Raw genomic sequence first — 24,066 nt, forward strand, 5'->3', positions numbered from 1 at the left:
GCGGCCTCAGCGCCGGAGCGCCGCCTCGATCGCCTTGAGGTCCTCGGCGTTGGTCGTCACGCGCGCCGCGATTCGGGCGCGCAGCTTCCGGGCGAGGTCGGGATATTCGTCGAACAGCCGCGCGAACAGCGTGCGCGCGATCCGGTAGACCGTGGCCTGACCCTCGGCTGCGGCCGTCGCAGGCCGGCGGGTCTCGCACAGCAGGGCGAGCTCGCCGATGAGCGCGCCTTCGCCGACGCGGCGGCTGGCGCCGTTCGACCGCGTCAGCCGGACGAAGCCCGAAACAACGACGAACGCGCCGAGGGCGTCCTCGCCTTCGCGAAACAGGACGGCGCCGTCGGCGAGGTCGAGCCGGTCGGCGGAAAACGCGATCAGCCGCAGCGCATCGCGGCCGAGCTCGTCGAGCAGGGGCGTGCGGCCGAGCGTCCGGATGTCGTCCTCAAGCGCCAATCGAACCCCGCACGCACGTCGTCAGCTCGTCTCAGGGAACGAGCTTGTAGCCCCCGGCCTCCGTGACGAGCAGACGCGCATTCGACGGATCGGCCTCGATCTTCTGTCTTAGCCGATAAACGTGCGTTTCGAGCGTGTGAGTCGTCACGCCCGAATTGTACCCCCAGACTTCCTGAAGAAGCGTTTCGCGCCCGACCACCGCGGGCCCGGCGCGATAAAGGTAGCGCAGGATCGCGGTTTCCTTCTCGGTCAGGCGGATGCGGGCGTTCTTGTCGGTCACCAGCATCTTGGCGCCGGGCTTGAACGTGTAAGGGCCGACGGCGAACACCGCGTCCTCGCTCGCCTCGTGGCTGCGGAGCTGGGCGCGGATGCGGGCGAGCAGCACCGCGAAACGCACCGGCTTCGCCACATAGTCGTTGGCGCCGGCCTCGAGGCCGAGAATCTGGTCGGCGTCGGAATCCTGTCCGGTCAGCATGATGACCGGCCCGCGGAAGCCGTCGCGGCGCATCATCTTCACGGCCTCGCGGCCGTCGATGTCCGGCAGGCCGACGTCCATCAGCACGAGGTCGAGATGGTCCGCGCGCGCTTTGGCGAGGCCAATGCTGGCCGTCTCGGCCGAATCCGCTTCGAACTCGTCGTGCAGGTTGAGCTGTTCGGTGAGCTCGCCGCGGAGGTCAGCGTCGTCATCGACTACGAGTATCTTGCGCTTGGTGGCCATTCAGGGGTCATCTCCGATGCAGTTCCGCCGCTTGACTGCCGCGTGAACTAGAGCACGTACCCCGCGCTCGGCAAGGTGAACCGGCCGTCGCCGGGCGTCATCACGCCACGCCTCACGCCATTCTGACCGCGACGACCAGATCACGCCATGCGCCGTTCGCTCAAAATCATCGCCGTCCGGCCGCTGCCCGGGGCGCGGGCGCGGGGGCGGCTCGCCGCGGGGCCGTTCGTCCTGCCCTGCGCGCTGGGACCGGCCGGCGTCGTGGTCGACAAGCGCGAGGGCGACGGCGCGACCCCCCGCGGCGACCTCGCCGTGCGGCGCGTGTTCTGGCGGCCTGACCGCGGGCGGCGGCCGACGACGGCCGCTCCGACCCGCGCCATCCGCCCCGACGACGGCTGGTGCGACGCCGCCGGCCACAGGCTCTACAACCGCCTCGTGCGGACGCCGTTCGCTGCGTCCCACGAGCGGATGTGGCGCGACGACGGCCTCTATGACCTGGTGGTCGAGCTCGGCTGGAACGACCGCCCGGCGCGGCAGGGCCGCGGCAGCGCGATCTTCCTGCACGCCGCGCGCCCCGGCTTCACGCCGACCGCGGGCTGCGTGGCGGTCGCGCCCGCGAAGCTCCGCCGGCTGATCGCGCTCATGGGGCCGGACACGGTGCTGCGCGTGGGCGCGCCGTCGAGGCCGCGTCGCCGCAAATCCTGACATGCGCCCGCCGCGCCGACCTGACGAAGATGTCAGCAAGGCCGGGGCCTCGCGAACTTGTGCGCGCACCGGCCCTCACCATATCATCCCGCAAGAGATCGCCGGTGTTCGGCGGTTCTGAAGGATCATTGAGGAACTCAGACTATGTCCGACTTCCAACGCAACGCTTGGGGCCGTACGGCCGTCGGAGGCGCGACCACGTCGGCCGTCGTCGACCAGGGTCTGCGCTCCTACATGCTGAGCGTCTACAACTACATGTCGCTCGGCCTCGCCATCACCGGCTTCGCCGCGATCGGCGCGTTCATGCTCGCCGTGACCAGCGATCCGGCCTCCGCGGTCGCCACCGCCCGCGGCATGCATCTCACCCAGTTCGGCTACGCGCTGTTCGCGAGCCCGCTGAAGTGGGTCGTCATGCTCGCCCCGCTCGGCATGGTGTTCTTCCTGTCGGCGCGTCTCCACAAGATGTCGCCGGCCTCGGGCCAGATCGCCTTCTACGTCTTCGCGGGCCTGATGGGCCTGTCGCTGTCGTCGATCTTCCTCGTCTACACCGGCGCCTCGATCGCGCGCGTGTTCTTCATCACGGCGGCCGCCTTCGGCGCGCTCAGCCTTTGGGGCTACACGACCAAGCGCGACTTGTCGGGCATGGGCACCTTCCTGATCATGGGCCTGTTCGGCATCGTGATCGCGAGCCTGGTGAACATCTTCATCGGCTCGACCATGGTGCAGTTCGTGGTGTCGGTCGTCGGCGTGCTGGTGTTCTCGGGTCTCACCGCCTACGACACCCAGCGCATCAAGGAGAGCTACTACGGCGGCTATGACGGCGACACGCTCAGCCGGTCGGCGATCATGGGCGCTCTGTCGCTCTACCTGAACTTCATCAACCTCTTCACCATGCTGTTGTCGCTGTTCGGCAACCGCGAGTGATCGGTTCGACGCTTTCCGGTCTTTCCTGAGGCCGGAGGTTGCGAGGGGCCCCGGCGGCGACGCCGGGGCTCTTTGCGTTCAGCGCGGCTCTTGCGAGCGGCGCCGGGGCCAAGGGTAGAAGGGAGCCAGATGTCGGGAGGCCAGGGTCCGCTGAGCGGGCGCTTCATCCGCGTGAAGGAGGCGCTCCTGCGGGAGCACGCCGAGCGGGACGACCCGCGCGCGCCGTTCTACGCCGCGATGCTCGCCGTCGACACCTATGAGGACTACGACGCGCTCGCGGGCTCACGGCCGGTTGCCGTGCCCGACCGCAGGATCGGCTCCGTCACCCCGCGCGACGAAATCCGCCACGCCCGCCGCCGCGGCTGGATCGCCGACGACTGAGCGTCTGGGGTTCCCGGCGCCAAGCAGGCTCCCTTGTTGCGCGGGCGTGGAGCGCGTCGCTGAACGGCGTTTGGCGAAACCGGGCCGCATCGCGACCGATGGAGCGCCGCCCTATCCGCTCGTCGTCCTCCGGCTTGACCGGAGGACCCGCCGTGGGCGCCGAGCTCTACGCTGGGCATGAATGGTCCGGTCAAGCCGGACCATGACGCCGCGCTTCAAACTGACAGGGCGTGGCGCTAGCCGTAGCTCTGGACCAGACTGCCCGCGATCAGGTTCCAGCCGTCCACCAGCACGAAGAAGATGAGCTTGAACGGCAGCGACACGATCGCCGGCGGCAGCATCATCATGCCCATCGACATCAGCACCGAGGCCACCACGAGGTCGATGACGAGGAACGGCACGAACAGCAGGAAGCCGATCTCGAAGGCGCGCCGGAGCTCCGAGATCATGAAGGCTGGAACCAGCACCCTGAGCGACACCGCCTCCGGCCCCTCCGGCGTCGGCTCGCGCGACAGCTCCTGGAACAACGCCAGGTCCTTCTCGCGCACATGCGCCAGCATGAAGGCGCGGAACGGCGCGACGCCGCGCTGGAAGGCGGTCGCGTCGTCGATCTGGCCGGCGAGGCGAGGGGCGATCGCCTGATCGTAGGCGGCCTGGAAGGTCGGGGCCATCACGAAGGCGGTGAGAAACAGCGCCAGCGCCGTGACGACGGTGTTCGGCGGGGCGGTCTGGGTGCCGATCGCCGTGCGCAGCAGCGACAGCACCACCACGATGCGAGTGAAGCACGTCACCATGATCAGGATCGACGGCGCGAGGCTCAGCACCGTGATCAGCGCGACGAGCTGAAGCGCCCGCTCGCTGACGCCGCCGCCCTGTCCGAGATCGAGCGTGATCGACTGCGCGAACGCCGGTCCCGGCGCGGCGACGAGCGCCAGCGCGAGCCCTGCGGCGGCCGCGGCCGTGGCGCGGTTCGCGATCCCCGTCACGGCTCCGCGCGGCGGAGCGCCGGCGCCGTGGTTCGGGGCGTCGTCACGACTGCGGTTTGCTCAGGTCCCGCCCGAGAAGGCTCGCCATCTCGGCTTCGAGCGAGGCCAGCGGATCGTCGTCGTCGGCCTTCGGCGCGGGGGCCGGCGCGGCGCGCTGCTCCGGCTTCACGGCGGGAGCGGCGGGCTTCGGGGCGGCGGGCGTGGCCGGGGCCGGAGCGGCGGCGGCGGGCGCAGGAGCCGGCGCGGCCGGTCTCGGAGCGGGCGCAGCGGCGGGGGCGGGCCTGGGCTCGTCGCTCCGGGGCGTCTCGACCTTGGGGGCTTCGGCCTTTGGCGCCTCGACCTTGGGCGCGGCCGGCGCCGGCTTCGGCGCGTCGTTGACCGGCGTCACCGGGCGTTTGAGCGCGGCGGCGAGACGGTCGGCGATCTCGCTCGACCGCGGCGCGGCGGCGGCGGGCTGCACGGCCGGGGCGGGGGTCGCGGATGCGACGGGAGCGGCCGCGGGCTGGGGCTTCGGGGCCGCCGGCTGAGCCGGGGCGGCGGTCGGAGGAGCATCGACCGGCGGCGCCTGACGCGGCGCTGCGGGAGCCGCGCCCGGACGAATTACGGGGGCGACGGCCGGCGCGGCCGGGGCCTGCGGCTTCGGGGTTTCGCGCGTAGGCGGCGCGACGGGAGGGGCCTCGGCGGCCTTCGCCGGGGTCGGCGCGGGCTGGGCCGCGCGGGGAGGTTCGGGCGCGCGGGCCGCCGCGGGGGCGCGCTCGGGCTGAGGCTGCGGCGCGCGGACGGGCGCGGAGGCGGCTGGCGCCGGCTGCGGCGCCGCCGACCGCGTCTCGGCCGGGAAGGCGATCGGCTCGCGCTGGCCGGAGCCGGCGGGCGTGCGCAGGATGCCGCTCTCGACCACGACGTCGTTCGGACCGCCGAGCAGCACCAGATGCTCGACATTGTCGCGGCGCACGATCACGAGGCGGCGGCGTCCGTCGATGGCGAGCACGTCGAGCACGCCGAGCCGGGGCTGCCGTGAGCGGCCGGTCGCGGCCGAGCCTCCGAGGCGCTTGCCGCCGAAGCTGCGGATCAGCCAGGCGCACAGCAGCACCACGGCGATCAACGCGGCCAGAAGCAGGATGAAGCCGACGGGGGCCGGAATCTCGACGCCGAAAATCTGGTTCAGCACGCGGTCTTTCCCTCGATCTCAGAAGCGCGGTCCGGGCGCTTGAGGACCCGCACGGCGTCGCTCGCCGACGGCCGCCCGGAGCACCAAGACCGACGCAGCCGCAACCGTCATAGACAAAGTCACGATCAAGGTGAACGGAAAGTTAACGTCTTTAACAGTCCATTAACCATGGGCGCGGCAGATTTTGCCGGGCGGGCGCGCAATTCGCGAGCCGCCCTTCAGCCCCCGCGGCGGCGTAAGGCCTCCGCTCCATTGCCCCCGAGGCGGGAGATCATCGGTGACCGGGTCGATCGAACCTCCGCTGCTGGCCGCGCTGAAGAACAAGATGCAGTGGCATTCGGCGCGTCAGGGCGTGCTGGCCGAAAACGTCGCCAACGCCAGCACCCCCGGTTTCCGCGCGCACGACCTTGCGCCGCCTCCGGCGCAGGAGAGCGGGCTCGGCGTCGCGCTGACGAACCGCGGGCATCTGACGCTGGCCTCGGCCTCGGCGAGCGGCCGTCCCGAGGAGCGAGGCTCGTTCGAGCGCACGCCCGACGGCAACGCCGTGGTGCTCGAGGAGCAGATGACCAAGGCCGCCCAGAACCAGATGGACCACCAGATGGCCGCCACGCTCTACGGCAAGAGCCTCGGCCTGCTGCGCATCGCCATCGGCAAGCGCTGACGGACGACGAGGAGCCCGCTCATGGATCTCGCCCGCGCGATCGGCGTCGCCGCCTCCGGCCTGAAGGCCCAGGCCGGCCGCATGCGCGTCATCGCCGAAAACCTCGCCAACGCCGATTCGGCGGCGGCCGCGCCCGGCGGCGATCCCTATCGCCGCAAGGTGCCGACCATGACCTCGGAGTTCGACCGCGAGCTCGACGCCCGCGTGGTCGCGCTCGGGCGCGTGGAGCGCGACCGTTCGGACTTCCGCGTCCGCCATGAGCCCGGCAACCCCATGGCCGACGCCTCCGGCAACGTGCGGCTGCCGAACGTCGACCCGCTCATCGAGCAGATGGACATGCGCGAGGCCCAGCGCAGCTACGAGGCCAACCTCAACATGGTCGGCTCGGCGCGGCGCATGATCGCCCGCACCCTCGACATCCTGCGCGCCTGATCCCCGCCTCGCCCCATTCCGGAGCCTGATCCATGACCTCTCCCGCCGCGGCCGCCAGCGCCTACGCCAATCTCGCCGGGATCGCGTCCGGCCAGGGTCCCGGCCGCGCCGGGCCGTCGGGGGCCGGGGAGGGCGGCTTCGGCGACATGCTGCAGCAGGCGCTCGCCGGCGTCGTCGAGCAGGGCAAGGCGAGCGAGCAGAGCGCGCTCGCGGCCGTCTCCGGCAAGGGCGACGTCGTCAGCGTCGTCACCGCCGTCGCCGAGAGCGAGCTCGCGCTCGAGACCCTCGTCAGCGTCCGCGACAAGGTGATCGCGGCCTACGAGGACGTCATGCGCATGCCGATCTAAGGCCTGAGCCCATGAACGCCGCGGAAGTGCTCGACGTCGCCCGCGATGGGCTCTGGACCATCCTGCTGGTCGGCGGCCCGCTGATGGCGGTGACGCTGATCGTCGGCGTCGCGGTCTCGCTGATCCAGGCCCTGACCCAGATCCAGGAAATGACGCTCGTCTTCGTGCCGAAGATCCTCGCCCTGTTCGCGGCGATGATTCTCGCGCTACCCTTCATGGGCGACGCGCTCGCAGGCCACATGGCGCGCATGGCGGGGCGGATCGCCTCGGGCGGCTGACGGGCGCCGCCGAAGGGCCGCGATGACGATCGATCTCCTCCCTGCCGACGTCGCCGCCTTCGCGCTGATCTTCGCGCGCGTCGGCGCGCTGGTGATGCTGATGCCGGCGCTCGGCGAGGAGAACGTCTCGGCCCGCTTCCGGCTGACCATCGCGCTGCTGCTCACCTTCGTGTTCTGGCCGTTCGCCCGGCCGATGTACGTGATCGACGCCAACGATCCGGTCGGCCTGCTCGGCCTGCTCGCCGCGGAGATCGCCGTCGGGCTGGTGCTTGGGATCGTCGCGCGGCTGGTGATGTCGTCGCTGTCGGTCGCGGGCTTCGTGATCGCGAACCAGCTCGGCCTCGGCTTCGTCACCACCGTCGACCCGACGCAAGGGCAGCAGGGCGCGCTGATCGGCACCTTCCTGACCCTGACCGGCGTCGCCCTGATCTTCGCCACCGACCTGCATCACCTTGCGATCGGCGCCGTCGCCGGCAGCTACGAGGCGTTCCGCCCCGGCGTCATCCCGCCGACTGGCGACGCCGCGCAGCTCGCGCTCAAAGGCGTCGCCGACGCCTTTCGCATCGGCGTGCAGCTTTCGGCGCCGTTCCTGGTCTTCGGCCTGGTGTTCAATCTCGGGCTCGGCGTGCTGTCGCGGCTGATGCCGCAGCTCCAGGTGTTCTTCATCGCGACGCCGCTGTCGATCGCCGGCGGCTTCGTCCTGCTCCTGCTGGTCATCGGGCTGATCATGAGCGTCTTCCTCAGCGACATGGGCGCGACGCTGCGCGCCCTGTCCGGCGGCTGAGGAGACCGGCGTGGCGGGGGAGGACGAAGGCGGCGAAAAGACCGAACAACCGACGCAGAAGAAGCTCGACGACGCGGTCAAGCGCGGCGACGTCGCCAAGAGCCAGGAGGTCAGCACCTGGTTCAGCCTCGCCGCCGCGACGCTCGCGCTCTCGGTGTTCGGCGACGGCGCGGTCTCCGGCCTCAACGCGACGCTGACGCGGTTCCTGTCGGACGCGCACAGTTTTCGGACCGACGGCGTCTCGCTCACCGCCATGGCCGGCGGCGTCGGTCTTTCGGTCGCCGCCGCGCTCGCCCTGCCGGTGCTCTGCCTGATGGCGGCGGCGATCGGCGGCAACCTCGTGCAGCACCGTTTCGTGTTCTCGGCCGAATCCATCACCCCGAAGCTCTCGAAGATATCGCCGCTGTCGGGCTTCAAGCGCCTGTTCTCGGTCGAAAGCTTCGTCAACTTCCTGAAGGGGCTGCTGAAGCTTGCGATCGTCGGCGTCGTCATCTGGATGGTGATCTGGCCGGAGCGCCAGCGGGTGTCGGCGCTGGTCGCGGCCGATCCCGTCCAGATGCTGGGCGCGCTGAAGACGCTGTCGCTCGACGTGCTGGTGTCGGCGGTCGCCGTCTTCGCGGTGATCGCGCTGGCCGACTACGTCTGGCAGCGTCGCCGCTGGAACGAGCGGCTGAAGATGTCGATCCAGGAGATCAAGGAAGAGCACAAGCAGCAGGAGGGCGATCCGCACATCAAGGCCCGCATCCGCCAGCTCCGGAACGAACGCTCGCGCAAGCGCATGATGGCGCAGGTGCCTAACGCCACGGTCGTGATCGCGAACCCGACGCACTACGCGGTCGCGCTGAAATACGAGCCGGGCATGAACGCGCCGCTCTGCGTGGCGAAGGGCGTGGACGCGCTCGCGCTGCGCATCCGCAAGATCGCCGAGGAGGCAGGCGTCGAGGTGGTGGAGAACCCGCCGCTCGCGCGCGCGCTCCACGCCGCGATTGAGATCGACCGCGAAATCCCGGCCGAGCACTACAAGGCCGTCGCCGAGGTCATCGGCTTCGTGATGCGCAGGAAGCGGCGGTGAGTGAGCGGCGCGGCGCGCCACCGCCCGCGGCGCCTACGCCTTCTTGCCACGGTGCCGCAGGGGCCGCATGGTCGCCGCGGGGTCGTCGGCCGAACGAATCGTCGGCGTGGCGCCGGTCCGGAACGCGATTGAGACGAGATCCCCGATGAGCAGCGTCGCCGAAGGAGGCCCGATGTCCGCCGAGCCGCCGATCGACCGCAGCGGGCGTTCCGGCTCGATCGGGCTTGTTGTGCTGCTGGCCGGCGCGTTGGTGGGCGCCGCGATCGCGGTCTCGTTCCTGCAGGGCGAGAGCGCGCAGCCGTGGATTCTCGCGCTGCTCGCGGCGCTGTCGGTCGTCGGCGTGTTCGCGCTGTTCGCCGGCGCGGTCGGCCTGATCCAGTTCGCGAGCCGCGGCTCGCGCGACGATCTCGCCCGCGCCATCGCCGCGACCGCGGAGGAGGGCGTGCTCGTCACCGACGCGGGCGGGCGCATCGTGTTCGCCAACGACGCCTATCTCGACCTGACGCGGGCGGAGGGCCCTGGCGCCGTGCGCACGGTCGAGCGCGCCTTCGCCGGCAACGCCGACGTCGCCGAGGCGATCTACCGGCTGTCGCAGGCGGCGCGCGCCGGCAAGCGCGCCTTCGAGGAGGCGCGCGTGACGCTGCCGGACGGGCGCGGCGCGTGGTTCCGCATCGGCGTGCGGCCGATCACCCGCGACGGCGCCGTGGAGACGGTGTGGACGGTCGCCGACGTCACGCGCGAGCGCGAGCGGCACGAGAACGTGTTCCAGGAGCTGCAGCACGCGGTCGATTTCCTCGACCATGCGCCGGCGGGCTTTTTCGCCGCCGAGGGCGACGGCGCGATCGTCTACATGAACGCGACGCTCGCCGGCTGGCTCGACCAGGACCTGACGCGGGTCGGCGGAGGCGCGCTGTCCCTGCGCGAGATCCTCGCCGGCGACGGCGCCGCGCTCGTCGGCGCCCTCGCGCCGAAGCCGGGCGCGGTCGCGACCGAGATCATCGACGTCGACCTGAAGACGCGCGGCGGGCGTTCGCTGCCGGCCCGGCTGCTGCACGCCGTCGCCTGGGCCCATGACGGCACGCCCGGCGCCTCGCGCACGCTGGTTCTCGACCGCGGGCCGGGCGCCGACGTCTCGGAGCCGCTGCGCGCGGCGGAGGTGCGCTTCGCCCGCTTCTTCAACAACACCCCGCTCGCGATCGCGACCGTCGACGTCCGCGGCCGCATCCTGCGCACCAACGCGCCGTTCGCGAAGCTGATCGGCGAGCGGCTGAAGGGCGACGCCGGCGAGCGCTCGATCATGTCGGCGCTCGCGAGCGAGCGCGACCAGGCCGCGCTCGCCGCCGCGATCGAGGCGGCGGCCGGCGGCGCGGGCGACGTCGCGCCGGTGGACGCGGCGCTGCCGGGCGAGGGTGGCCGCTCCGCCCGCCTGTTCGTCACCCGCGTCGACGACGCCGACGGCGACGGCGAGGCCGCCGTGGTCTACGCGCTCGACACCACCGACCAGCGCGCGCTAGAGGCTCAGTTCGCGCAAAGCCAGAAAATGCAGGCGGTGGGCCAGCTCGCCGGCGGCGTGGCGCACGACTTCAACAACGTGCTGACCGCCATCATCGGCTATTCCGACCTGCTGCTCGCGAACCACCGGCCGACCGACCCGTCCTTCCAGGACATCATGCAGATCAAGCAGAACGCCAACCGGGCCGCGAGTCTGGTGCGGCAGCTGCTGGCCTTCTCGCGGCGCCAGACGCTGCGGCCGCAGGTGATCGCGCTCGGCGACGTGCTGGCCGAACTGCGGATGCTGCTGTCGCGCCTGCTCGGCGAGAAGGTCAAGCTCGAGCTCGTCCACGGCCGCGACCTGTGGCTGGTGAAGGCCGACCTCAACCAGTTCGAGCAGGTGATCATCAATCTCGTGGTCAACGCGCGCGACGCCATGGCCGACGGGGGCACTGTGACGGTGCGCACCCGCAACGTGACCGCGGCCGAGGCGCCGACCTTCGGTTATCGCGGGCTTCCGGCGGCGGACTACGTGATGGTCGACGTCGAGGACACCGGCGAGGGCATTCCGCCGGAGATCATCGACAAGATCTTCGAGCCGTTCTTCTCGACCAAGGAGGTCGGCAAGGGCACCGGCCTCGGGCTCTCCACCGTCTACGGCATCGTCAAGCAGACCGACGGCTACGTCTTCGCGCTGTCGGAGCCGGGCGAGGGCGCGATCTTCCGCATCTTCCTGCCGCGCCACGTGCCGGCCGAGGCCGAGGAGGCGAAGCCGGTCGCGGCCGCCGCGGCGCCGCAGGACATGACCGGACGCGGCACCGTGCTGCTGGTCGAGGACGAGGACGCCGTGCGCGCCTTCGGCGCCCGGGCGCTCGCCTCCCGCGGCTACACCGTGCTCGAGGCGCGCTCCGGCGTCGAGGCGCTGGAGCAGATGGAGGCGCACGCCTCCGAGGTCGAGCTCGTCGTCTCCGACGTGGTGATGCCCGAGATGGACGGCCCGTCGCTGCTGCGCGAGCTGCGCAAGAAGCAGCCCGACCTCAAGATCATCTTCGTGTCGGGCTACGCCGAGGACGCTTTCAAGAAGAACCTGCCGGAGGGCGAATCGTTCGCCTTCCTGCCGAAGCCGTTCACGCTGAAGCAGCTGCTGCAGGCGGTGAAGCAGACCATCGGCGGCTGACGCCGCGATCCCCTGTCCTCCTTGAAACGAAGGCCCGCCGCGCCGTTTCGCGCGGAGAAGATGTTCCGCTTGTGTTCTTGGAACAAAGTGGGTACATATCGTCGCGTTGAAGGTTCTTCACCCGCCGTGCCATAAGGAGCCGACGCGATGTCGCAAGCCAATCTCCGCCTCGTCGAAGGAAGCTCCATGGACAAGACCAAGGCGCTGGACGCCGCGCTCGCGCAGATCGACCGCGCCTTCGGCAAGGGTTCGATCATGCGCCTCGGCGGCGGCCAGACCACGCTCGACATCGAGACGGTCTCGACCGGCTCGCTCGGCCTCGACATCGCGCTCGGGGTCGGCGGGTTGCCGCGTGGCCGCATCATCGAGATCTTCGGGCCGGAGAGCTCGGGCAAGACCACGCTCGCGCTGCACACCATCGCCGAGGCGCAGAAGAAGGGCGGAATCTGCGCCTTCGTCGACGCCGAACACGCGCTCGACCCGGTCTACGCCCGCAAGCTCGGCGTGAACCTGCAGGACCTTCTGATCTCCCAGCCCGACGCCGGCGAGCAGGCGCTCGAGATCGCCGACACGCTGGTGCGTTCCGGCGCGGTCGACGTGCTGGTGATCGACTCGGTCGCGGCGCTGACCCCGCGCGCCGAGCTCGAGGGCGAAATGGGCGAGGTCCAGCCCGGCCTGCAGGCGCGGCTGATGAGCCAGGCCCTGCGCAAGCTCACCGGCTCGATCTCCAAGTCCAAGACCATGGTGATCTTCATCAATCAGATCCGGATGAAGATCGGCGTGATGTACGGCAGCCCGGAGACGACCACCGGCGGCAACGCGCTCAAGTTCTACGCCTCGGTGCGCCTTGACATCCGCCGCATCGGCGCGATCAAGGAGCGGGACGAGACGATCGGCAACCAGACCCGCGTCAAGGTGGTCAAGAACAAGGTCGCGCCGCCGTTCAAGCAGGTCGAGTTCGACATCATGTATGGCGAGGGCGTTTCGAAGACCGGCGAACTCATCGATCTCGGCGTGAAGGCCGGCATCGTGGAGAAGTCGGGCGCCTGGTACTCCTTCGACAGCCAGCGGCTCGGGCAGGGGCGTGAGAACGCCAAGACCTTCCTGAAGGACCAGCCCGACGTCGCGGCCCGGATCGAGGCGGCCGTCCGCCAGAGCGCGGGCGTTCTGGCCGAGAAGATCCTCGACCGCGTCGATCCGGACGTCGACGCCGACTGATGGGCCGGCCCTCGGGGCTTTAAGGCGCGGCGCTTGGTTTTCTGGACAGTCGCGGGCCGCGCCCCCTATGGTGCGGCGCGCCTCGTCCGGCGCGCGGCCTGACCTCCGCGCCGGACGAGGCGCCGGCCGTTCCGCGGCCGACGACCTCCCCGTCCTGAGAGCGGTTCGATCAAGTCCATGAGCGGCGTCAACGAGATCCGGAAGACCTTCCTCGACTACTTCCAGAAGGAAGGGCATGCGGCCGTCGCCTCGGGCCCGCTGGTGCCGCGCAACGACCCGACGCTGATGTTCACCAGCGCCGGCATGGTGCAGTTCAAGAACCTCTTCACCGGGCTCGAGCGCCGCGATTATTCGACCGCGACCACCGCGCAGAAATGCCTGCGCGCCGGCGGCAAGCACAACGACCTCGACAATGTCGGCTACACCGCCCGGCATCACACCTTCTTCGAGATGCTCGGGAACTTCTCGTTCGGCGACTATTTCAAGGAGCGCGCGATCGAGCTCGCCTGGAATCTCGTCACCAGGCATTTCGATCTGCCGAAGGACCGCCTGCTCGTCACCGTCTACATCGACGACGACGAGGCGCACGCGCTCTGGAAGAAGATCGCCGGCTTCTCCGACGACCGCATCATCCGGATCGCGAGCTCCGACAATTTCTGGGCGGCCGGCGACACCGGGCCCTGCGGGCCATGCTCCGAGATCTTCTTCGACCAGGGCGACAAGCTGTTCGGCGGCCCTCCCGGCAGCGCGGACGAGGACGGCGACCGGTTCCTTGAGTTCTGGAACCTGGTGTTCATGCAGTACGATCAGGTCGAGCCGGGCGAGCGCCGCCCGCTGCCGCGGCCGTCCATCGACACCGGCATGGGTCTCGAGCGCATCTCGGCGATTCTCCAGGGCGTGCCGTCGAACTACGACACCGACCTGTTCCGCGCCCTGATCGCGGCCTCCGTCGAGGCGACCGGGGTGCCGGCCGAGGGCGAGGCGCGCGCGAGCCACCGCGTCATTGCCGACCATCTGCGCGCCGCGAGCTTCCTGGTGGCGGAAGGCGTGCTGCCGTCGAACGAGGGGCGCGGTTATGTGCTCCGGCGCATCATGCGCCGGGCGATGCGTCACGCGCAGCTGCTCGGCGCCGCCGATCCGCTGATGTGGCGGCTGGTGCCGGCGCTGACCCGCGAGATGGGCGCAGCCTACCCGGAGCTCGTCCGGGGCGAGGCGCTGATCACCGAGACGCTGGAGCTCGAGGAGAAGCGCTTCCGCTCGACGCTGGCGCGCGGGCTCGGCCTGCTCGAGGAGGCGGCGGCGGGCCTCGGCGGAGGGGACAGCCTCGCCGGCGAGACGGCGTTCAAGCTCTACGACACATACGGCTTTCCGCTCGACCTCACCCAGGACGCCCTGCGCGCGCGCGGCGTGTCGGTCGACGTCGAAGGCTTCAACGCCGCCATGGCGCGTCAGAAGGCTGAGGCGCGCGCCGCGTGGTCCGGCTCCGGCGAGGCCGCGACCGAGGCGGTGTGGTTCCCGATCCGCGACCGCGTCGGCCCGACCGAATTCCTCGGCTACGGCGCGGAAAGCGCGGACGGCTCGGTCGTCGCACTTGTGCGCGACGGGGCCGAGGTCGCGGCGCTCGAGGCCGGCGAAAGCGGCTTCCTGATCGCGAACCAGACGCCGTTCTACGCCGAGAGCGGCGGTCAGGTCGGAGACGCCGGAACGCTTGCGGCGCCGGGCGTCGAGGTCGTGGTCTCCGACGTGCAGAAGAAGCTCGGCGACCTGTTCGTGCACGCGGTCGAGGTCCGGAAGGGCAAGGTCTCGGTCGGGGACGGCCTGACCTTCACGGTCGACCATGGACGCCGCCGGCTCGTGCGCGGCAACCATTCGGCGACCCATCTGCTGCATGAGGCGCTGCGTCTGACGCTCGGCGACCATGTGGCGCAGAAGGGCTCGCTGGTCGCGCCCGACCGGCTGCGCTTCGACTTCAGCCACACCAAGCCGATCGCGGACGCCGAGCTGGAGCGGATCGAGGCGATCGCGAACGGGATCGTGCTTCAGAACGACCCCGTCACCACGCGGGTGATGGGCATCGACGAGGCGCGCGCCTCGGGCGCCCGCGCGCTCTTCGGTGAGAAGTACGGCGACGAGGTGCGGGTGGTCGCGATGGGGCGGGCCGGCGACGGCAAGCCCTATTCGATCGAGCTGTGCGGCGGCACCCATGTGGGCGCGACGGGAGAAATCGGTCCGATCACCATCGTGGCCGAGAGCGGGGTCGCAGCCGGCGTGCGGCGGCTCGAGGCGCTGACCGGCGAGGCCGCGCGGCTCCATCTCGAGAGCCAGAACGCGCGAGTGGCCGATCTCGCGGCGCTGCTGAAGACGCCTGAGGCCGATCTGGTCGCGCGCGTCGAGGCGCTGGTGGAGGAGCGGAAGAAGATCGAGCGGGAGCTGGTCGAGGCCCGCAAGAAGCTCGCCATGGGCGGCGGGGGCGCGGGCGCCGTCGACGCGGTGCGGGACGTCGGCGGGATCAAGCTGTTCGCGCGGGCGGTCGAGGGCATCGAGATGAAGGACCTCAAGGGTCTGGTCGACGAGGCCAAGAAGTCCATCGGCTCCGGCGTCGCCGCGATCGTCGGGGTCACCTCCGAGGGCAAGGCAGGCGTGGTGGTCGGCGTGACCCCGGACCTGACGCAGCGCTTCAACGCGGTGGAGCTCGTGCGCGCGGCCTCCGCCGCGCTCGGCGGCTCGGGCGGCGGCGGCCGTCCCGACATGGCGCAGGCCGGCGGACCTGACGGCGACAAGGCGAACGACGCGCTGGACGCGGTCGCGGCCCGTCTCGCCGCGGCTTGAGTTTTGCTCGCGCGCCCTGACGGGGCGCGCGACGTTCTCACCGGGCTGCGTCGCCAAGCTTATCCCCGCAACTGGCGGCGCCCAGGGGGCGATCACGTGGGCCCGGCCATGCGGCCGGTTGACGGTGGGCGGAGACTGAAGCTGCTCGCCCCGCATCGAGCGCGCGTTCTTGCGGTTCGATCCGTGGGGATATCTGCTCGCGCAGACGGCTGTCGCAGTGACGCCGCCGCCGCGCGCAGGCCGATGACGGCCTCGCTCAGCCGTCCGCGATCTTCTTCGGCTTCGGCCCGGCGCCGCGGAGGTTGACGATCTTCTGCAGCAGGTCGAACCAGAACGGCGCGCCGAACGAAAGCGCGAGTCCGGTGAAGGCCAATCCCAGAATCTTGACCGCCGCCGCAACGAGGTCGGCCAGGCCTATCGGCTCCGGTGGATCCACCGGCCCGCCGCCGCCAGCGGTCGATGTCGGGCCCCAGCCGATCGGAAACGGCTGCAGCTTGGCGTAGAGTTCCGACCCCAGGCGAAGCTGACATTCCAGCCGGTCCGCGGCGTCCGCTTGTGCGCAGGCCGGTTTGAGGTCGTCGGTCGACTTCACCGCTTCGGCGACCGCGGCCACGTTCGCGCGCAGATCCTTGTCCGCCCACAGCGCCCGGGCGACCGCGAAGGTGTCCGCATTGAGCGCGATGGCGAGCACGAGGCCGACTCCGAGCGCGATGCGCTTGCTCTCCCGCGCGAAATCGCCGCTCAGTCTGTCCATCGCGCTGTCGAACCATGCGGCGACATTGTCCCGCGCCGCAGTCAGGTCTCCCTCCGCGGCCGCGAGGTTGGCCGTCACCACGTCGCGAAGCTTGCTTCCCTCCGGCAGCGCCTCGGCCAGTTGCTTCAGGTCGCCGAACGGCGTGCCGGTCGAGATCAGGCCCTTCGCCTTGGCGGTCGCGCCGAGGCTGTCGAGCAGCGCCATGGCGAAGACGCGCGGCTCGAAATAGGACGGGTGGTCCTTGTCCCGCGGCACGCCGCGGATGTCCGTCGTGGGAGCCGACGGGCGGGCGGCCGCGTCGGGCGGCGTCGTGGTTCCGTCGAGCGCTTCGCCGCCGCGGGCCGCGGTCTTGGCGCTGACGATCAGCCCGTGCTCGTAGAACCGTTTCCGGACGGCGTCATCGTCCAGCAGCATGCCGATGGTGCGCGACAGGTGACGGCCGCGCAGGCTGAGCGCCGTGGATATGATTTCGCCGATCGCCGTCACGGCGAGGCTGAGGATCAGGTACATCAAGACGACGCCGAGCGCGACGTCGACGACAGCGGGCGTGCTCATGGCTTCCCCTCCCGACATGAGGAGGAGAAGCCTACATTATGCAACCCTGAGTTAAATACGTAGAGTCGCGCAATCGTGCAGGGCTCAGCCCATCGCCTTCTGCAGGTTGGCGTCGATCTTGTCGAGGAAGCCGGTGGTGGTGAGCCAGGTCTGCTCATCGCCGACGAGCAGCGCGAGGTCCTTGGTCATGAAGCCGCTTTCGACGGTGTCGACGCAGACCTTCTCCAGCGTCTCGGCGAAACGCTTCAGCTCGGCGTTGTCGTCGAGCTTGGCCCGGTGGCCGAGGCCGCGGGTCCAGGCGAAGATCGAGGCGATCGAGTTGGTCGAGGTCGCCTTGCCCTTCTGGTGCTCGCGGTAGTGGCGGGTGACGGTGCCGTGAGCGGCCTCCGCCTCCATGATCCTGCCGTCCGGGGTGGTCAGCACCGAGGTCATCAGGCCGAGCGAGCCGAAGCCCTGCGCCACCGTGTCGGACTGCACGTCGCCGTCGTAGTTCTTGCAGGCCCAGACATAGCCGCCGGACCACTTCAGGGCGGAGGCCACCATGTCGTCGATCAGGCGGTGCTCGTACCAGATCTTCGCGGCCGCGAACTTGTCCTTGAACTCGGCCTCGTAGACCTCCTGGAAGATGTCCTTGAAGCGGCCGTCATAGGCCTTGAGGATGGTGTTCTTGGTCGAGAGATAGACCGGGAACTTCCGGTTCAGGCCGTAGTTCAGCGAGGCGCGGGCGAAGTCGCGGATCGAGTCGTCGAGGTTGTACATCGCCATCGCGACGCCGGAGGAGGGCGCGTCGAACACGTCGTGCTCGATGGTCTGGCCGTCCTCGCCGACGAACTTGATCGTCAGCTTGCCCTTGCCGGGGAACTTGAAGTCGGTCGCGCGGTACTGGTCGCCGAAGGCGTGGCGGCCGACGACGATCGGCTGCGTCCAGCCGGGCACCAGACGGGGCACGTTCTTGCAGATGATCGGCTCGCGGAAGATCACGCCGCCGAGGATGTTGCGGATCGTGCCGTTCGGCGACTTCCACATCTTCTTGAGCTTGAACTCCTCGACGCGCTGCTCGTCGGGAGTGATCGTCGCGCACTTGACGCCGACGCCGTGCTTCTTGATCGCCTCGGCGGATTCGACCGTCACCTTGTCGTCGGTGGCGTCGCGGTTCTCGACGCTCAGATCGTAGTAATGGAGGTCGACGTCGAGATAGGGGTGGATCAGCTTGTCCTTGATGTACTGCCAGATGATCCGCGTCATCTCATCGCCGTCAAGTTCGACGACGGGGTTCGCGACCTTGATCTTCGACATCTGCGGACAGCCTTTCGCAAGGGGAGGGACGGCGGAGGGTGCGCTGCGGCAATTCGGCGCTCGTGTAGCATCGCGCGGCCTCCGGCGGAAGCGCCGGTCATGCGCGCGCGCATGTTCGTCGTGCGCATGGCGGGGTGGTCAATGAGCGGAAAAGCGCCAAAAACGGCGCACCGCCGGAATCGAGCCTCATGAGCAAAGTCGAAAGCGTGACTGTCGGCGCGCCGCCCGCCGGCGCCGATCGCCGCCTGGTCTTCGTCGCCGCCGTCGCCTGCGGCGCGATCGTCGCGAACCTCTATTACGCGCAGCCGCTGGTCGACCTGATCGCGGCGGGCCTCGGGCTCGATCCGGCGACGGCGAGTTCGGTCGTCGCGCTGACGCAGGTCGGTTACGGCGTGGGCCTCATTCTGGTCGCGCCGCTGGTCGACCTGACGGAGAGCCGGCGGCTGCTCACCGTCACCCTGCTCGCGGCGGCGCTCGCGCTCGCGCTCACCGCGGCGGCGCCGTCGGGCGGCTGGTTCTTCGCCGGCTCGTTCCTGATCGGCGTCGGCTCGGTCGCGGCGCAAATGCTGCTGCCGATCGTGGCGAGCGCCGCCCCGGAGGAGAAACGCGGCGAGGTCGTGGGCACCGTGATGAGCGGGTTACTGTTCGGCATCCTGCTGTCGCGGCCGTTCTCCAGCGTGCTGGCGGACGTGGCGGGCTGGCGCGCGGTGTTCGCGACGTCCGCCGTCTTCATGGTGCTGATCGCCTTCGTGGTGCGGGCGGCGGTGCCATCGCGCCGGCCCGAGGGCGGCATGGGCTACGGCGCGTTCCTCGCGTCCATGCCGAAGCTGCTCGCGCGCCACGGCGTGCTGCGCCGCCGGGCGGGCTATCAGGCGGCGATGTTCGCCGTGTTCAGCCTGTTCTGGACGGCGGCGCCTATGCGCCTGATCGACGCCTACGGCTTTTCCCATTCGCTCGTCGGCCTGTTCGCGCTGGCGGGCGCGACCGGCGCGCTGGTCGCGCCCTGGGCCGGAAAGCTCGCCGACCGCGGCCTGACCTATCCCGGCACGCTGGCGGCGCTTGGCCTGGCGTCCGTCGGCTTCGCCGTCGCGGGCGCCGACGGCTGGCTTGGCCTCGCCGGCCTGCTGTTCGGGGCGGTGGTGGTCGACGTCGGCGTCCAGATCAACATGATCCTCGGCCAGCGCGCGATCTACGGCCTCGACGCCGAGGCGCGCGGCCGGCTGAACGGGCTCTATGTCGCGATCCTGTTCCTCGGCGGCGCGGCCGGCTCGACGCTGGTGAGCCCGCTGATGACGAGCTTTGGCTGGCCGGGCGTCGCCGTGGTCGGCGCGATCCTGCCGCTGATCGCCTTCGCTTTCGCGGCGTTCGACCGCGGCGCCGACTGAGGTTGGCGCGGCCGCGCTCCCGCGTGCTATCGCTCCGCCCCGACAAGAAACCTTCGAAGGCCCGAACGGCATGGCCGGAACCGACCACACCAAAGCCGACCTCGCGGCCGCGCTGCCCGAGGGCCCGGCGATCGTGCTGGTGCAGCCCCAGCTCGCCGAAAACGTCGGCGCGGTCGCGCGCGCCATGGCGAATTTCGGCCTGACGGACCTGCGGGTCGTGCAGGGGCGGGCGGACGTCCGCTCGGAGACCGCGATCGCGTTCTCCGCCGGCGCCGACTATGTGCTGGCGCAGGCGCAGGTGTTCGACACGCTCGAGGAGGCGGTCGCCGATCTCACCCTGCTGTTCGCCACCACGGCGCGCGAGCGCGGGCAGGCGAAGCCGGTGGACGCGCCCGACGCCGCGGCGGGCCGGCTCGTCGCGCATGGCGCGGGCGGCGGCCGCGCCGGCGTGCTGTTCGGCCGCGAGCGAACCGGGCTCGACAATGACGAGGTCGCTCTCGCGAGCCGCGTCGTCACCTTCCCCGTCAATCCGGCCTACGCCAGCCTCAACCTCGCCCAGGCCGTGCTGCTCGTCGGCTACGAGTGGTTCAAGGCGGCGACCGGCGGCGCGCCGGCCTTCGCGATGCCGCCGCGCTCGCCCGAGGCGAGCCAGGCGGAGGCGATCGCGTTCTACCGCCATCTCGAAGGCGAGCTCGACGAGGCCGGCTTCTTCCGCTCCGCCGACAAGCGCGCCTCGATGGTGCGCAACCTGCGCAACATGATCCACCGCATGGAGCCGACGAGGCAGGACCTGCAGACCCTGCACGGCGTCGTCACCGCGCTGGTCGAGGGACGGCCGGGGCCGGAGGGCCGGACGCGGAACGTGCTGAAGCCGCTGAAGGACGACATCAGCGGTTGAACGTTCAGCCCCGGCGTTGGCTCAAAGGGCCCAGCAGCCCGGCTAGCGCGCCGATAGCGGCCGAGCCGAGCGCGACGAGACCGTCCGGAATGGCGAAATTCAGTTGCGACGCGCCTGCCGCCCCAGCTTTTGGCAGTTGCGACCACGCGACGCCGAAGATCGCGAACACGACGGCGACCGACACAAATCCAAGGCAGGCGACTGCGATCACGTAAACCAGCTTGTCAGCGGACGCCGCCTGTCCCTCCGCCGCCGCCTTGGCGCGCGCGGCGACGCCCGAACCGGTCGCGTCAACCTGACCGATCGCTTGCGACTCGAGCTTCTTGAGCTCGTCCACCGCCGCCTTCGGATCGGCCGCCACCCGCTGCCGGAATCCGTCGTCGACCGTCATCTTCTCGGCGAACGCGCTGGTCAGCAGGGCGGCTGACCGCAACCCTTCCACCTCAGTCATCGTTTTCAGATCTCCCCGAAAATACAACCATTGAGATTAATATTCGGCAGTGCAATCCGTAGAAACGCGGTGATCGCGGCTCGGGATGTGCTAAGGCAGCGCCCGTTCGCAGCCGGAGGCCCTGACGCCCATGATCCCCCGCTACTCCCGCCCCGAGATGGCCGACATCTGGTCGCCGGAGACCCGGTTCCGCATCTGGTTCGAGATCGAGGCCCACGCCTGCGACGCGCTGGCCGAGCTCGGCGTGATCCCGAAGGAGGCGGCGCGGATGATCTGGGAGAAGGGCGGCGCGGCGACCTTCGACGTCGCGCGCATCGACGAGATCGAGGCGGTCACCAAGCACGACGTCATCGCCTTCCTGACCCATCTCGCCGAGTTCGTGGGCCCGGACGCCCGCTTCGTGCATCAGGGCATGACGTCGTCGGACGTGCTCGACACCTGCCTCAGCGTTCAGCTCAAGCGGGCGAGCGACATCCTGATCGCCGACGTTGACCGGCTGCTCGCGGCGCTGAAAGCCCGCGCGCTCGAGCACAAGTTCACGCCCACCATCGGCCGCAGCCACGGCATCCACGCCGAGCCGACCACCTTCGGCCTGAAGCTCGCGGGCTTCTATGTGGAGTTCCAGCGGGCGCGCGAGCGGCTGGTCGCGGCGCGCGCGGAGATCGCGACCTGCGCCATCTCCGGCGCGGTCGGCACCTTCGCCAACATCGATCCGGCGGTCGAGGCGCACGTGGCGGAGAAGCTCGGCCTGACGGTCGAGCCGGTCTCCACCCAGGTCATCCCGCGCGACCGCCACGCCATGTTCTTCGCGACGCTTGGCGTGGTGGCCTCGTCGATGGAGCGGCTCGCGACCGAGATCCGCCACCTGCAGCGCACGGAGGTGCTGGAGGCGGAAGAGTTCTTCTCGGAGGGGCAGAAGGGCTCCTCCGCCATGCCGCACAAGCGCAACCCGGTGCTGACCGAGAACATCACCGGCCTCGCCCGCATGGTGCGCGCCTATGCGCTGCCCGCCATGGAGAACGTCGCGCTCTGGCACGAGCGCGACATCTCGCACTCCTCGGTCGAGCGCATGATCGGCCCGGACGCGACGGTGACGCTCGACTTCGCGCTCAACCGTCTCGCGGGCGTGGTCGAGAAGCTGCTGGTCTACCCCGAGCGCATGCAGGGCAATCTCGACCGCCTGGGCGGCCTTGTGCACTCCCAGCGCGTGCTGCTGGCGCTGACCCAGAAAGGCGCGAGCCGCGAGGACGCCTACCGTCTCGTGCAGCGCAACGCCATGCCGGTCTGGCGCGGGGAGGGCGACTTCCTCGCTCTGCTGAAGGCCGACGCGGAGGTGACAGCGCTGCTGAGCGACGCCGAGCTCGAGGACGCCTTCGACCTCGGCTACCACTTCAAGGCCGTCGAGCAGACCTTCGCGCGGGTGTTCGGCGCGGCCTGAGCGGCTAACGCGCGAGATGCGGCCTGATGATCGTCAGCATCCGTTCGGCCGTCGTGCCGGGCGGAAAGAAGCCGAGATACCCGCCGGACGGGTCCATCAGGTAGATGAAGGCCGAGTGATCCACGGTGTAGTCGCCCTCGGGGAGGGCGACCTTCTCGTAGAACACCTTGTAGGCGTCGGCCGCCCGGCGCACGGCGTCGGCCTCGCCCCTCAGCCCGACCAGCCGGGGGTGGAAGGCGGCGACGTACTCGGCGAGCCGGGCGAACCCGTCGCGCTCCGGATCGAGCGTGATGAAGAGCGGCTGCACCTTGTCGGCGTCGTCGCCGAGCTGGATCAGGGTCTGCGCGATCTCGTTCAGGTCGGTCGGGCAGATGTCCGGGCAGGTGGTGAAGCCGAAATAGACCAGCAGGTGCTTGCCCCTGAAGTCGGCGTCCGTCCGCGCCCGCCCCGTCTGGTCGAACAGGGCGAAAGGGCCGCCGACCGGCTCGCGGCTCCACATCAGCACGTCCATCAGCTCCGCGGCGGAGCGGCGGGGCGTCGCCTCGCCTCGAACGGGCGAGGGCTGGAGGCCGGCGGACGCCGCCACGAGCATGGCGGCGGCGATCGCCTTACGCACCGAAGGTGAGCCTGCTGCCGGTCGTCGGGACGATGACGTTCGCGGGCATCTGCGCCTGGGCTTCCAGCGCGAAGTTCAGCCCGCTGCAATGCATCGGGATGACGACGTCGGGCTTCAGCTTCCCGATCTCGGCGACGATCTGGACGAGATAGTCCTTCGGCGCCGGACCGAGATGGAAGCCGCCGACGATCGCGTGGACCTTCTCGACGCCCGACACTTCCTGCGCCTGCCGCACGGAGTTGACGATGCCGACATGCCCGCAGGAGCTGATCACGACCAGCCCCTTGTCCTTGATGTTGAAGCAGGTGGCGTGCTCGTGGACATGCTCGTCGGGGATGATCTGTCCCGCGAGTTCGGCCGGAGAATAATGGCTCGCGTCGCAGCCGAGGCCGTCCTTGATCCCGCGCTCCACGAAGGTGTTGGGCAGGATGCGCTCGATCGAGGAGCGCTTGATCTGGCCGGTGGTGAAGGCGTGGTCGGCGACGACGGTCGGCGTTTCGCAGAGCACGGTCGTGATCTGGCGCGCCGCCAGCTCGCGCCGGTCGAGCTGGCCGAAATCGGTGAACTGTCCTTTTACGCTGCTCGGGCTGACGCGATGACAGAAGTTGTCCTCGCCTCCGGCGTAGAGCTTCACGTCCGGCGCGAGATCGCTCCTGTACCGGTCGAGGAAACCCGTCAGCCCGCCGTAATGGTCGTGATGCCCATGGCTGACGATCAGCGCGTTCACCTTGGTCGGATCGACCTTCAGGATCTCGATGTTGTTGAGCAGCGCGTCGGGACTGTAGCCGAAGTCCAGAAGGATGGCGCGCGTTTCGTCCGCCCGCTGGGTCTCGGCGAACAGCGACAGGCCCCACTGGTTGTGGAGGACCCGGCGGTAGTCCTGCCCCCGGCCGTTGCCGGGCGGCTGATGCAGCACCCCCTGGACCGTCTGCGGCTTCAGGAACTGGTCGTGTGCGGAATCGATCAGGACGCGGAGGCTGAGCTTGTCGACGGTCGGGACCGTGATGGGAGCCGCGCTCGCGATTTCGATGCAGTGGAAACCGGCGGCGACG

At 70.1% G+C, this 24,066-nt stretch carries 24 protein-coding genes; 15 read left to right on the forward strand and 9 right to left on the reverse strand.

Translation table 11 applies throughout. From position 1 onward, the window contains the following. Positions 1–6: 6 nt before the first annotated feature. A complete protein-coding gene (locus tag ACFSCV_RS06930) occupies positions 7–450 on the reverse strand; it encodes a cyclic nucleotide-binding domain-containing protein (protein ID WP_378798303.1) in 444 nt (147 codons plus the stop codon). Positions 451–481: 31 nt separating this feature from the next. Continuing rightward, entirely contained in the window at positions 482–1,168 is a 687-nt protein-coding gene (locus tag ACFSCV_RS06935) for a response regulator transcription factor (RefSeq protein WP_378798305.1), read from the reverse strand. 147 nt (positions 1,169–1,315) lie between these two features. Here ACFSCV_RS06935 and ACFSCV_RS06940 point away from each other — a divergent pair, with 147 nt between their 5' ends. From ACFSCV_RS06940 to ACFSCV_RS06950, 3 genes are all read left to right on the forward strand, one after another. Then, positions 1,316–1,873 (forward strand): L,D-transpeptidase family protein, encoded by a 558-nt coding sequence (locus ACFSCV_RS06940; RefSeq protein ID WP_378798307.1) that lies wholly within the window; start codon positions 1,316–1,318, stop codon positions 1,871–1,873. 144 nt (positions 1,874–2,017) lie between these two features. After that, positions 2,018–2,797, forward strand: coding sequence for a Bax inhibitor-1/YccA family protein (locus tag ACFSCV_RS06945; protein WP_378798309.1), 780 nt, complete (start codon positions 2,018–2,020; stop codon positions 2,795–2,797). Between the two features lie 129 nt (positions 2,798–2,926). Next, positions 2,927–3,178, forward strand: coding sequence for a hypothetical protein (locus ACFSCV_RS06950; protein WP_378798311.1), 252 nt, complete (start codon positions 2,927–2,929; stop codon positions 3,176–3,178). A gap of 236 nt (positions 3,179–3,414) precedes the next feature. On the opposite strand, the gene fliP is transcribed toward ACFSCV_RS06950, so the two are convergent. Continuing rightward, the gene (gene fliP / locus ACFSCV_RS06955; RefSeq protein ID WP_378798313.1) at positions 3,415–4,164 is read right to left on the reverse strand and encodes a flagellar type III secretion system pore protein FliP; all 750 of its coding nucleotides are present in this window, start codon (positions 4,162–4,164) and stop codon (positions 3,415–3,417) included. Positions 4,165–4,207: 43 nt separating this feature from the next. Next, positions 4,208–5,332 (reverse strand): flagellar biosynthesis protein FliO, encoded by a 1,125-nt coding sequence (locus tag ACFSCV_RS06960; RefSeq protein ID WP_378798315.1) that lies wholly within the window; start codon positions 5,330–5,332, stop codon positions 4,208–4,210. 277 nt (positions 5,333–5,609) lie between these two features. On the opposite strand from ACFSCV_RS06960, the gene ACFSCV_RS06965 reads away from it, so the two are divergent. From ACFSCV_RS06965 to alaS, 9 genes are all read left to right on the forward strand, one after another. Beyond that, positions 5,610–5,993 carry a flagellar basal body protein gene (locus tag ACFSCV_RS06965; RefSeq protein WP_378798317.1) on the forward strand — a complete coding sequence of 128 codons (384 nt, stop codon included), beginning with the start codon at positions 5,610–5,612 and terminating at the stop codon, positions 5,991–5,993. 21 nt (positions 5,994–6,014) lie between these two features. Next, the gene (gene flgC, locus ACFSCV_RS06970; RefSeq protein WP_271200389.1) at positions 6,015–6,425 is read left to right on the forward strand and encodes a flagellar basal body rod protein FlgC; all 411 of its coding nucleotides are present in this window, start codon (positions 6,015–6,017) and stop codon (positions 6,423–6,425) included. A gap of 32 nt (positions 6,426–6,457) precedes the next feature. Then, entirely contained in the window at positions 6,458–6,772 is a 315-nt protein-coding gene (gene fliE, locus ACFSCV_RS06975; protein WP_378798319.1) for a flagellar hook-basal body complex protein FliE, read from the forward strand. Between the two features lie 11 nt (positions 6,773–6,783). After that, positions 6,784–7,050 carry a flagellar biosynthesis protein FliQ gene (fliQ, locus tag ACFSCV_RS06980; RefSeq protein ID WP_271200387.1) on the forward strand — a complete coding sequence of 89 codons (267 nt, stop codon included), beginning with the start codon at positions 6,784–6,786 and terminating at the stop codon, positions 7,048–7,050. A 22-nt stretch (positions 7,051–7,072) separates the two neighbouring features. Next, entirely contained in the window at positions 7,073–7,834 is a 762-nt protein-coding gene (gene fliR / locus ACFSCV_RS06985; RefSeq protein ID WP_378798321.1) for a flagellar biosynthetic protein FliR, read from the forward strand. A 10-nt stretch (positions 7,835–7,844) separates the two neighbouring features. Continuing rightward, the gene (gene flhB / locus ACFSCV_RS06990; RefSeq protein WP_378798323.1) at positions 7,845–8,906 is read left to right on the forward strand and encodes a flagellar biosynthesis protein FlhB; all 1,062 of its coding nucleotides are present in this window, start codon (positions 7,845–7,847) and stop codon (positions 8,904–8,906) included. A gap of 145 nt (positions 8,907–9,051) precedes the next feature. Continuing rightward, positions 9,052–11,574: a cell cycle histidine kinase CckA gene (gene cckA, locus ACFSCV_RS06995; protein WP_378798325.1), complete on the forward strand. Its 2,523-nt coding sequence runs from the start codon at positions 9,052–9,054 to the stop codon at positions 11,572–11,574. Between the two features lie 147 nt (positions 11,575–11,721). Further along, a complete protein-coding gene (gene recA / locus ACFSCV_RS07000) occupies positions 11,722–12,792 on the forward strand; it encodes a recombinase RecA (RefSeq protein WP_378798327.1) in 1,071 nt (356 codons plus the stop codon). A 177-nt stretch (positions 12,793–12,969) separates the two neighbouring features. After that, positions 12,970–15,621 (forward strand): alanine--tRNA ligase, encoded by a 2,652-nt coding sequence (gene alaS / locus ACFSCV_RS07005; RefSeq protein ID WP_378798329.1) that lies wholly within the window; start codon positions 12,970–12,972, stop codon positions 15,619–15,621. 256 nt (positions 15,622–15,877) lie between these two features. On the opposite strand, the gene ACFSCV_RS07010 is transcribed toward alaS, so the two are convergent. Then, positions 15,878–16,930 carry a hypothetical protein gene (locus ACFSCV_RS07010; protein ID WP_378798331.1) on the reverse strand — a complete coding sequence of 351 codons (1,053 nt, stop codon included), beginning with the start codon at positions 16,928–16,930 and terminating at the stop codon, positions 15,878–15,880. A gap of 84 nt (positions 16,931–17,014) precedes the next feature. Continuing rightward, positions 17,015–18,226, reverse strand: a complete 1,212-nt coding sequence (locus ACFSCV_RS07015; RefSeq protein WP_378798333.1) for an NADP-dependent isocitrate dehydrogenase — start codon at positions 18,224–18,226, stop codon at positions 17,015–17,017. Between the two features lie 188 nt (positions 18,227–18,414). On the opposite strand from ACFSCV_RS07015, the gene ACFSCV_RS07020 reads away from it, so the two are divergent. Together ACFSCV_RS07020 and ACFSCV_RS07025 are read left to right on the forward strand one after the other, a co-directional pair. Further along, positions 18,415–19,611, forward strand: a complete 1,197-nt coding sequence (locus ACFSCV_RS07020) for an MFS transporter (protein ID WP_378798335.1) — start codon at positions 18,415–18,417, stop codon at positions 19,609–19,611. Positions 19,612–19,681: 70 nt separating this feature from the next. Continuing rightward, on the forward strand, positions 19,682–20,509 hold the full coding sequence (locus ACFSCV_RS07025) for an RNA methyltransferase (RefSeq protein WP_378798337.1): 828 nt from the start codon (positions 19,682–19,684) through the stop codon (positions 20,507–20,509). 4 nt (positions 20,510–20,513) lie between these two features. Here ACFSCV_RS07025 and ACFSCV_RS07030 read toward each other — a convergent pair whose 3' ends face one another. Continuing rightward, entirely contained in the window at positions 20,514–20,960 is a 447-nt protein-coding gene (locus ACFSCV_RS07030; protein WP_378798339.1) for a hypothetical protein, read from the reverse strand. A 130-nt stretch (positions 20,961–21,090) separates the two neighbouring features. On the opposite strand from ACFSCV_RS07030, the gene purB reads away from it, so the two are divergent. Further along, positions 21,091–22,398 carry an adenylosuccinate lyase gene (purB, locus tag ACFSCV_RS07035; RefSeq protein ID WP_378798341.1) on the forward strand — a complete coding sequence of 436 codons (1,308 nt, stop codon included), beginning with the start codon at positions 21,091–21,093 and terminating at the stop codon, positions 22,396–22,398. A gap of 4 nt (positions 22,399–22,402) precedes the next feature. Here the strand turns inward: purB and ACFSCV_RS07040 are convergent, their stop codons facing one another. Together ACFSCV_RS07040 and ACFSCV_RS07045 are read right to left on the reverse strand one after the other, a co-directional pair. Continuing rightward, positions 22,403–23,014: an SCO family protein gene (locus ACFSCV_RS07040; RefSeq protein WP_378798343.1), complete on the reverse strand. Its 612-nt coding sequence runs from the start codon at positions 23,012–23,014 to the stop codon at positions 22,403–22,405. Further along, positions 23,007–24,066 (reverse strand): MBL fold metallo-hydrolase (locus tag ACFSCV_RS07045; protein WP_378798345.1); only part of this gene is annotated, 1,060 nt, incomplete at its 5' end. The genes ACFSCV_RS07045 and ACFSCV_RS07040, both read right to left, overlap by 8 nt.

The sequence above is a fragment of the Methylopila henanensis genome, from assembly GCF_042681025.1.
GTDB classification, from domain to species: domain Bacteria; phylum Pseudomonadota; class Alphaproteobacteria; order Rhizobiales; family Methylopilaceae; genus Methylopila; species Methylopila henanensis.

Excerpts from the sequence above, each read along its gene's own strand:
- ACFSCV_RS06940 (WP_378798307.1), top strand. The coding sequence starts at position 1,316 with ATGCGCCGTTCGCTCAAAATCATCGCCGTCCGGCCGCTGCCCGGGGCG.
- recA (WP_378798327.1), top strand. The coding sequence starts at position 11,722 with ATGTCGCAAGCCAATCTCCGCCTCGTCGAAGGAAGCTCCATGGACAAG.
- ACFSCV_RS07025 (WP_378798337.1), top strand. The coding sequence starts at position 19,682 with ATGGCCGGAACCGACCACACCAAAGCCGACCTCGCGGCCGCGCTGCCC.
- fliQ (WP_271200387.1), top strand. The coding sequence starts at position 6,784 with ATGAACGCCGCGGAAGTGCTCGACGTCGCCCGCGATGGGCTCTGGACC.
- ACFSCV_RS07010 (WP_378798331.1), bottom strand. The coding sequence starts at position 16,930 with ATGAGCACGCCCGCTGTCGTCGACGTCGCGCTCGGCGTCGTCTTGATG.
- ACFSCV_RS06935 (WP_378798305.1), bottom strand. The coding sequence starts at position 1,168 with ATGGCCACCAAGCGCAAGATACTCGTAGTCGATGACGACGCTGACCTC.
- flgC (WP_271200389.1), top strand. The coding sequence starts at position 6,015 with ATGGATCTCGCCCGCGCGATCGGCGTCGCCGCCTCCGGCCTGAAGGCC.
- fliR (WP_378798321.1), top strand. The coding sequence starts at position 7,073 with ATGACGATCGATCTCCTCCCTGCCGACGTCGCCGCCTTCGCGCTGATC.
- ACFSCV_RS07015 (WP_378798333.1), bottom strand. The coding sequence starts at position 18,226 with ATGTCGAAGATCAAGGTCGCGAACCCCGTCGTCGAACTTGACGGCGAT.
- ACFSCV_RS07030 (WP_378798339.1), bottom strand. The coding sequence starts at position 20,960 with ATGACTGAGGTGGAAGGGTTGCGGTCAGCCGCCCTGCTGACCAGCGCG.
- alaS (WP_378798329.1), top strand. The coding sequence starts at position 12,970 with ATGAGCGGCGTCAACGAGATCCGGAAGACCTTCCTCGACTACTTCCAG.
- fliE (WP_378798319.1), top strand. The coding sequence starts at position 6,458 with ATGACCTCTCCCGCCGCGGCCGCCAGCGCCTACGCCAATCTCGCCGGG.
- ACFSCV_RS07020 (WP_378798335.1), top strand. The coding sequence starts at position 18,415 with ATGAGCAAAGTCGAAAGCGTGACTGTCGGCGCGCCGCCCGCCGGCGCC.
- ACFSCV_RS06945 (WP_378798309.1), top strand. The coding sequence starts at position 2,018 with ATGTCCGACTTCCAACGCAACGCTTGGGGCCGTACGGCCGTCGGAGGC.
- ACFSCV_RS06950 (WP_378798311.1), top strand. The coding sequence starts at position 2,927 with ATGTCGGGAGGCCAGGGTCCGCTGAGCGGGCGCTTCATCCGCGTGAAG.
- cckA (WP_378798325.1), top strand. The coding sequence starts at position 9,052 with ATGAGCAGCGTCGCCGAAGGAGGCCCGATGTCCGCCGAGCCGCCGATC.
- purB (WP_378798341.1), top strand. The coding sequence starts at position 21,091 with ATGATCCCCCGCTACTCCCGCCCCGAGATGGCCGACATCTGGTCGCCG.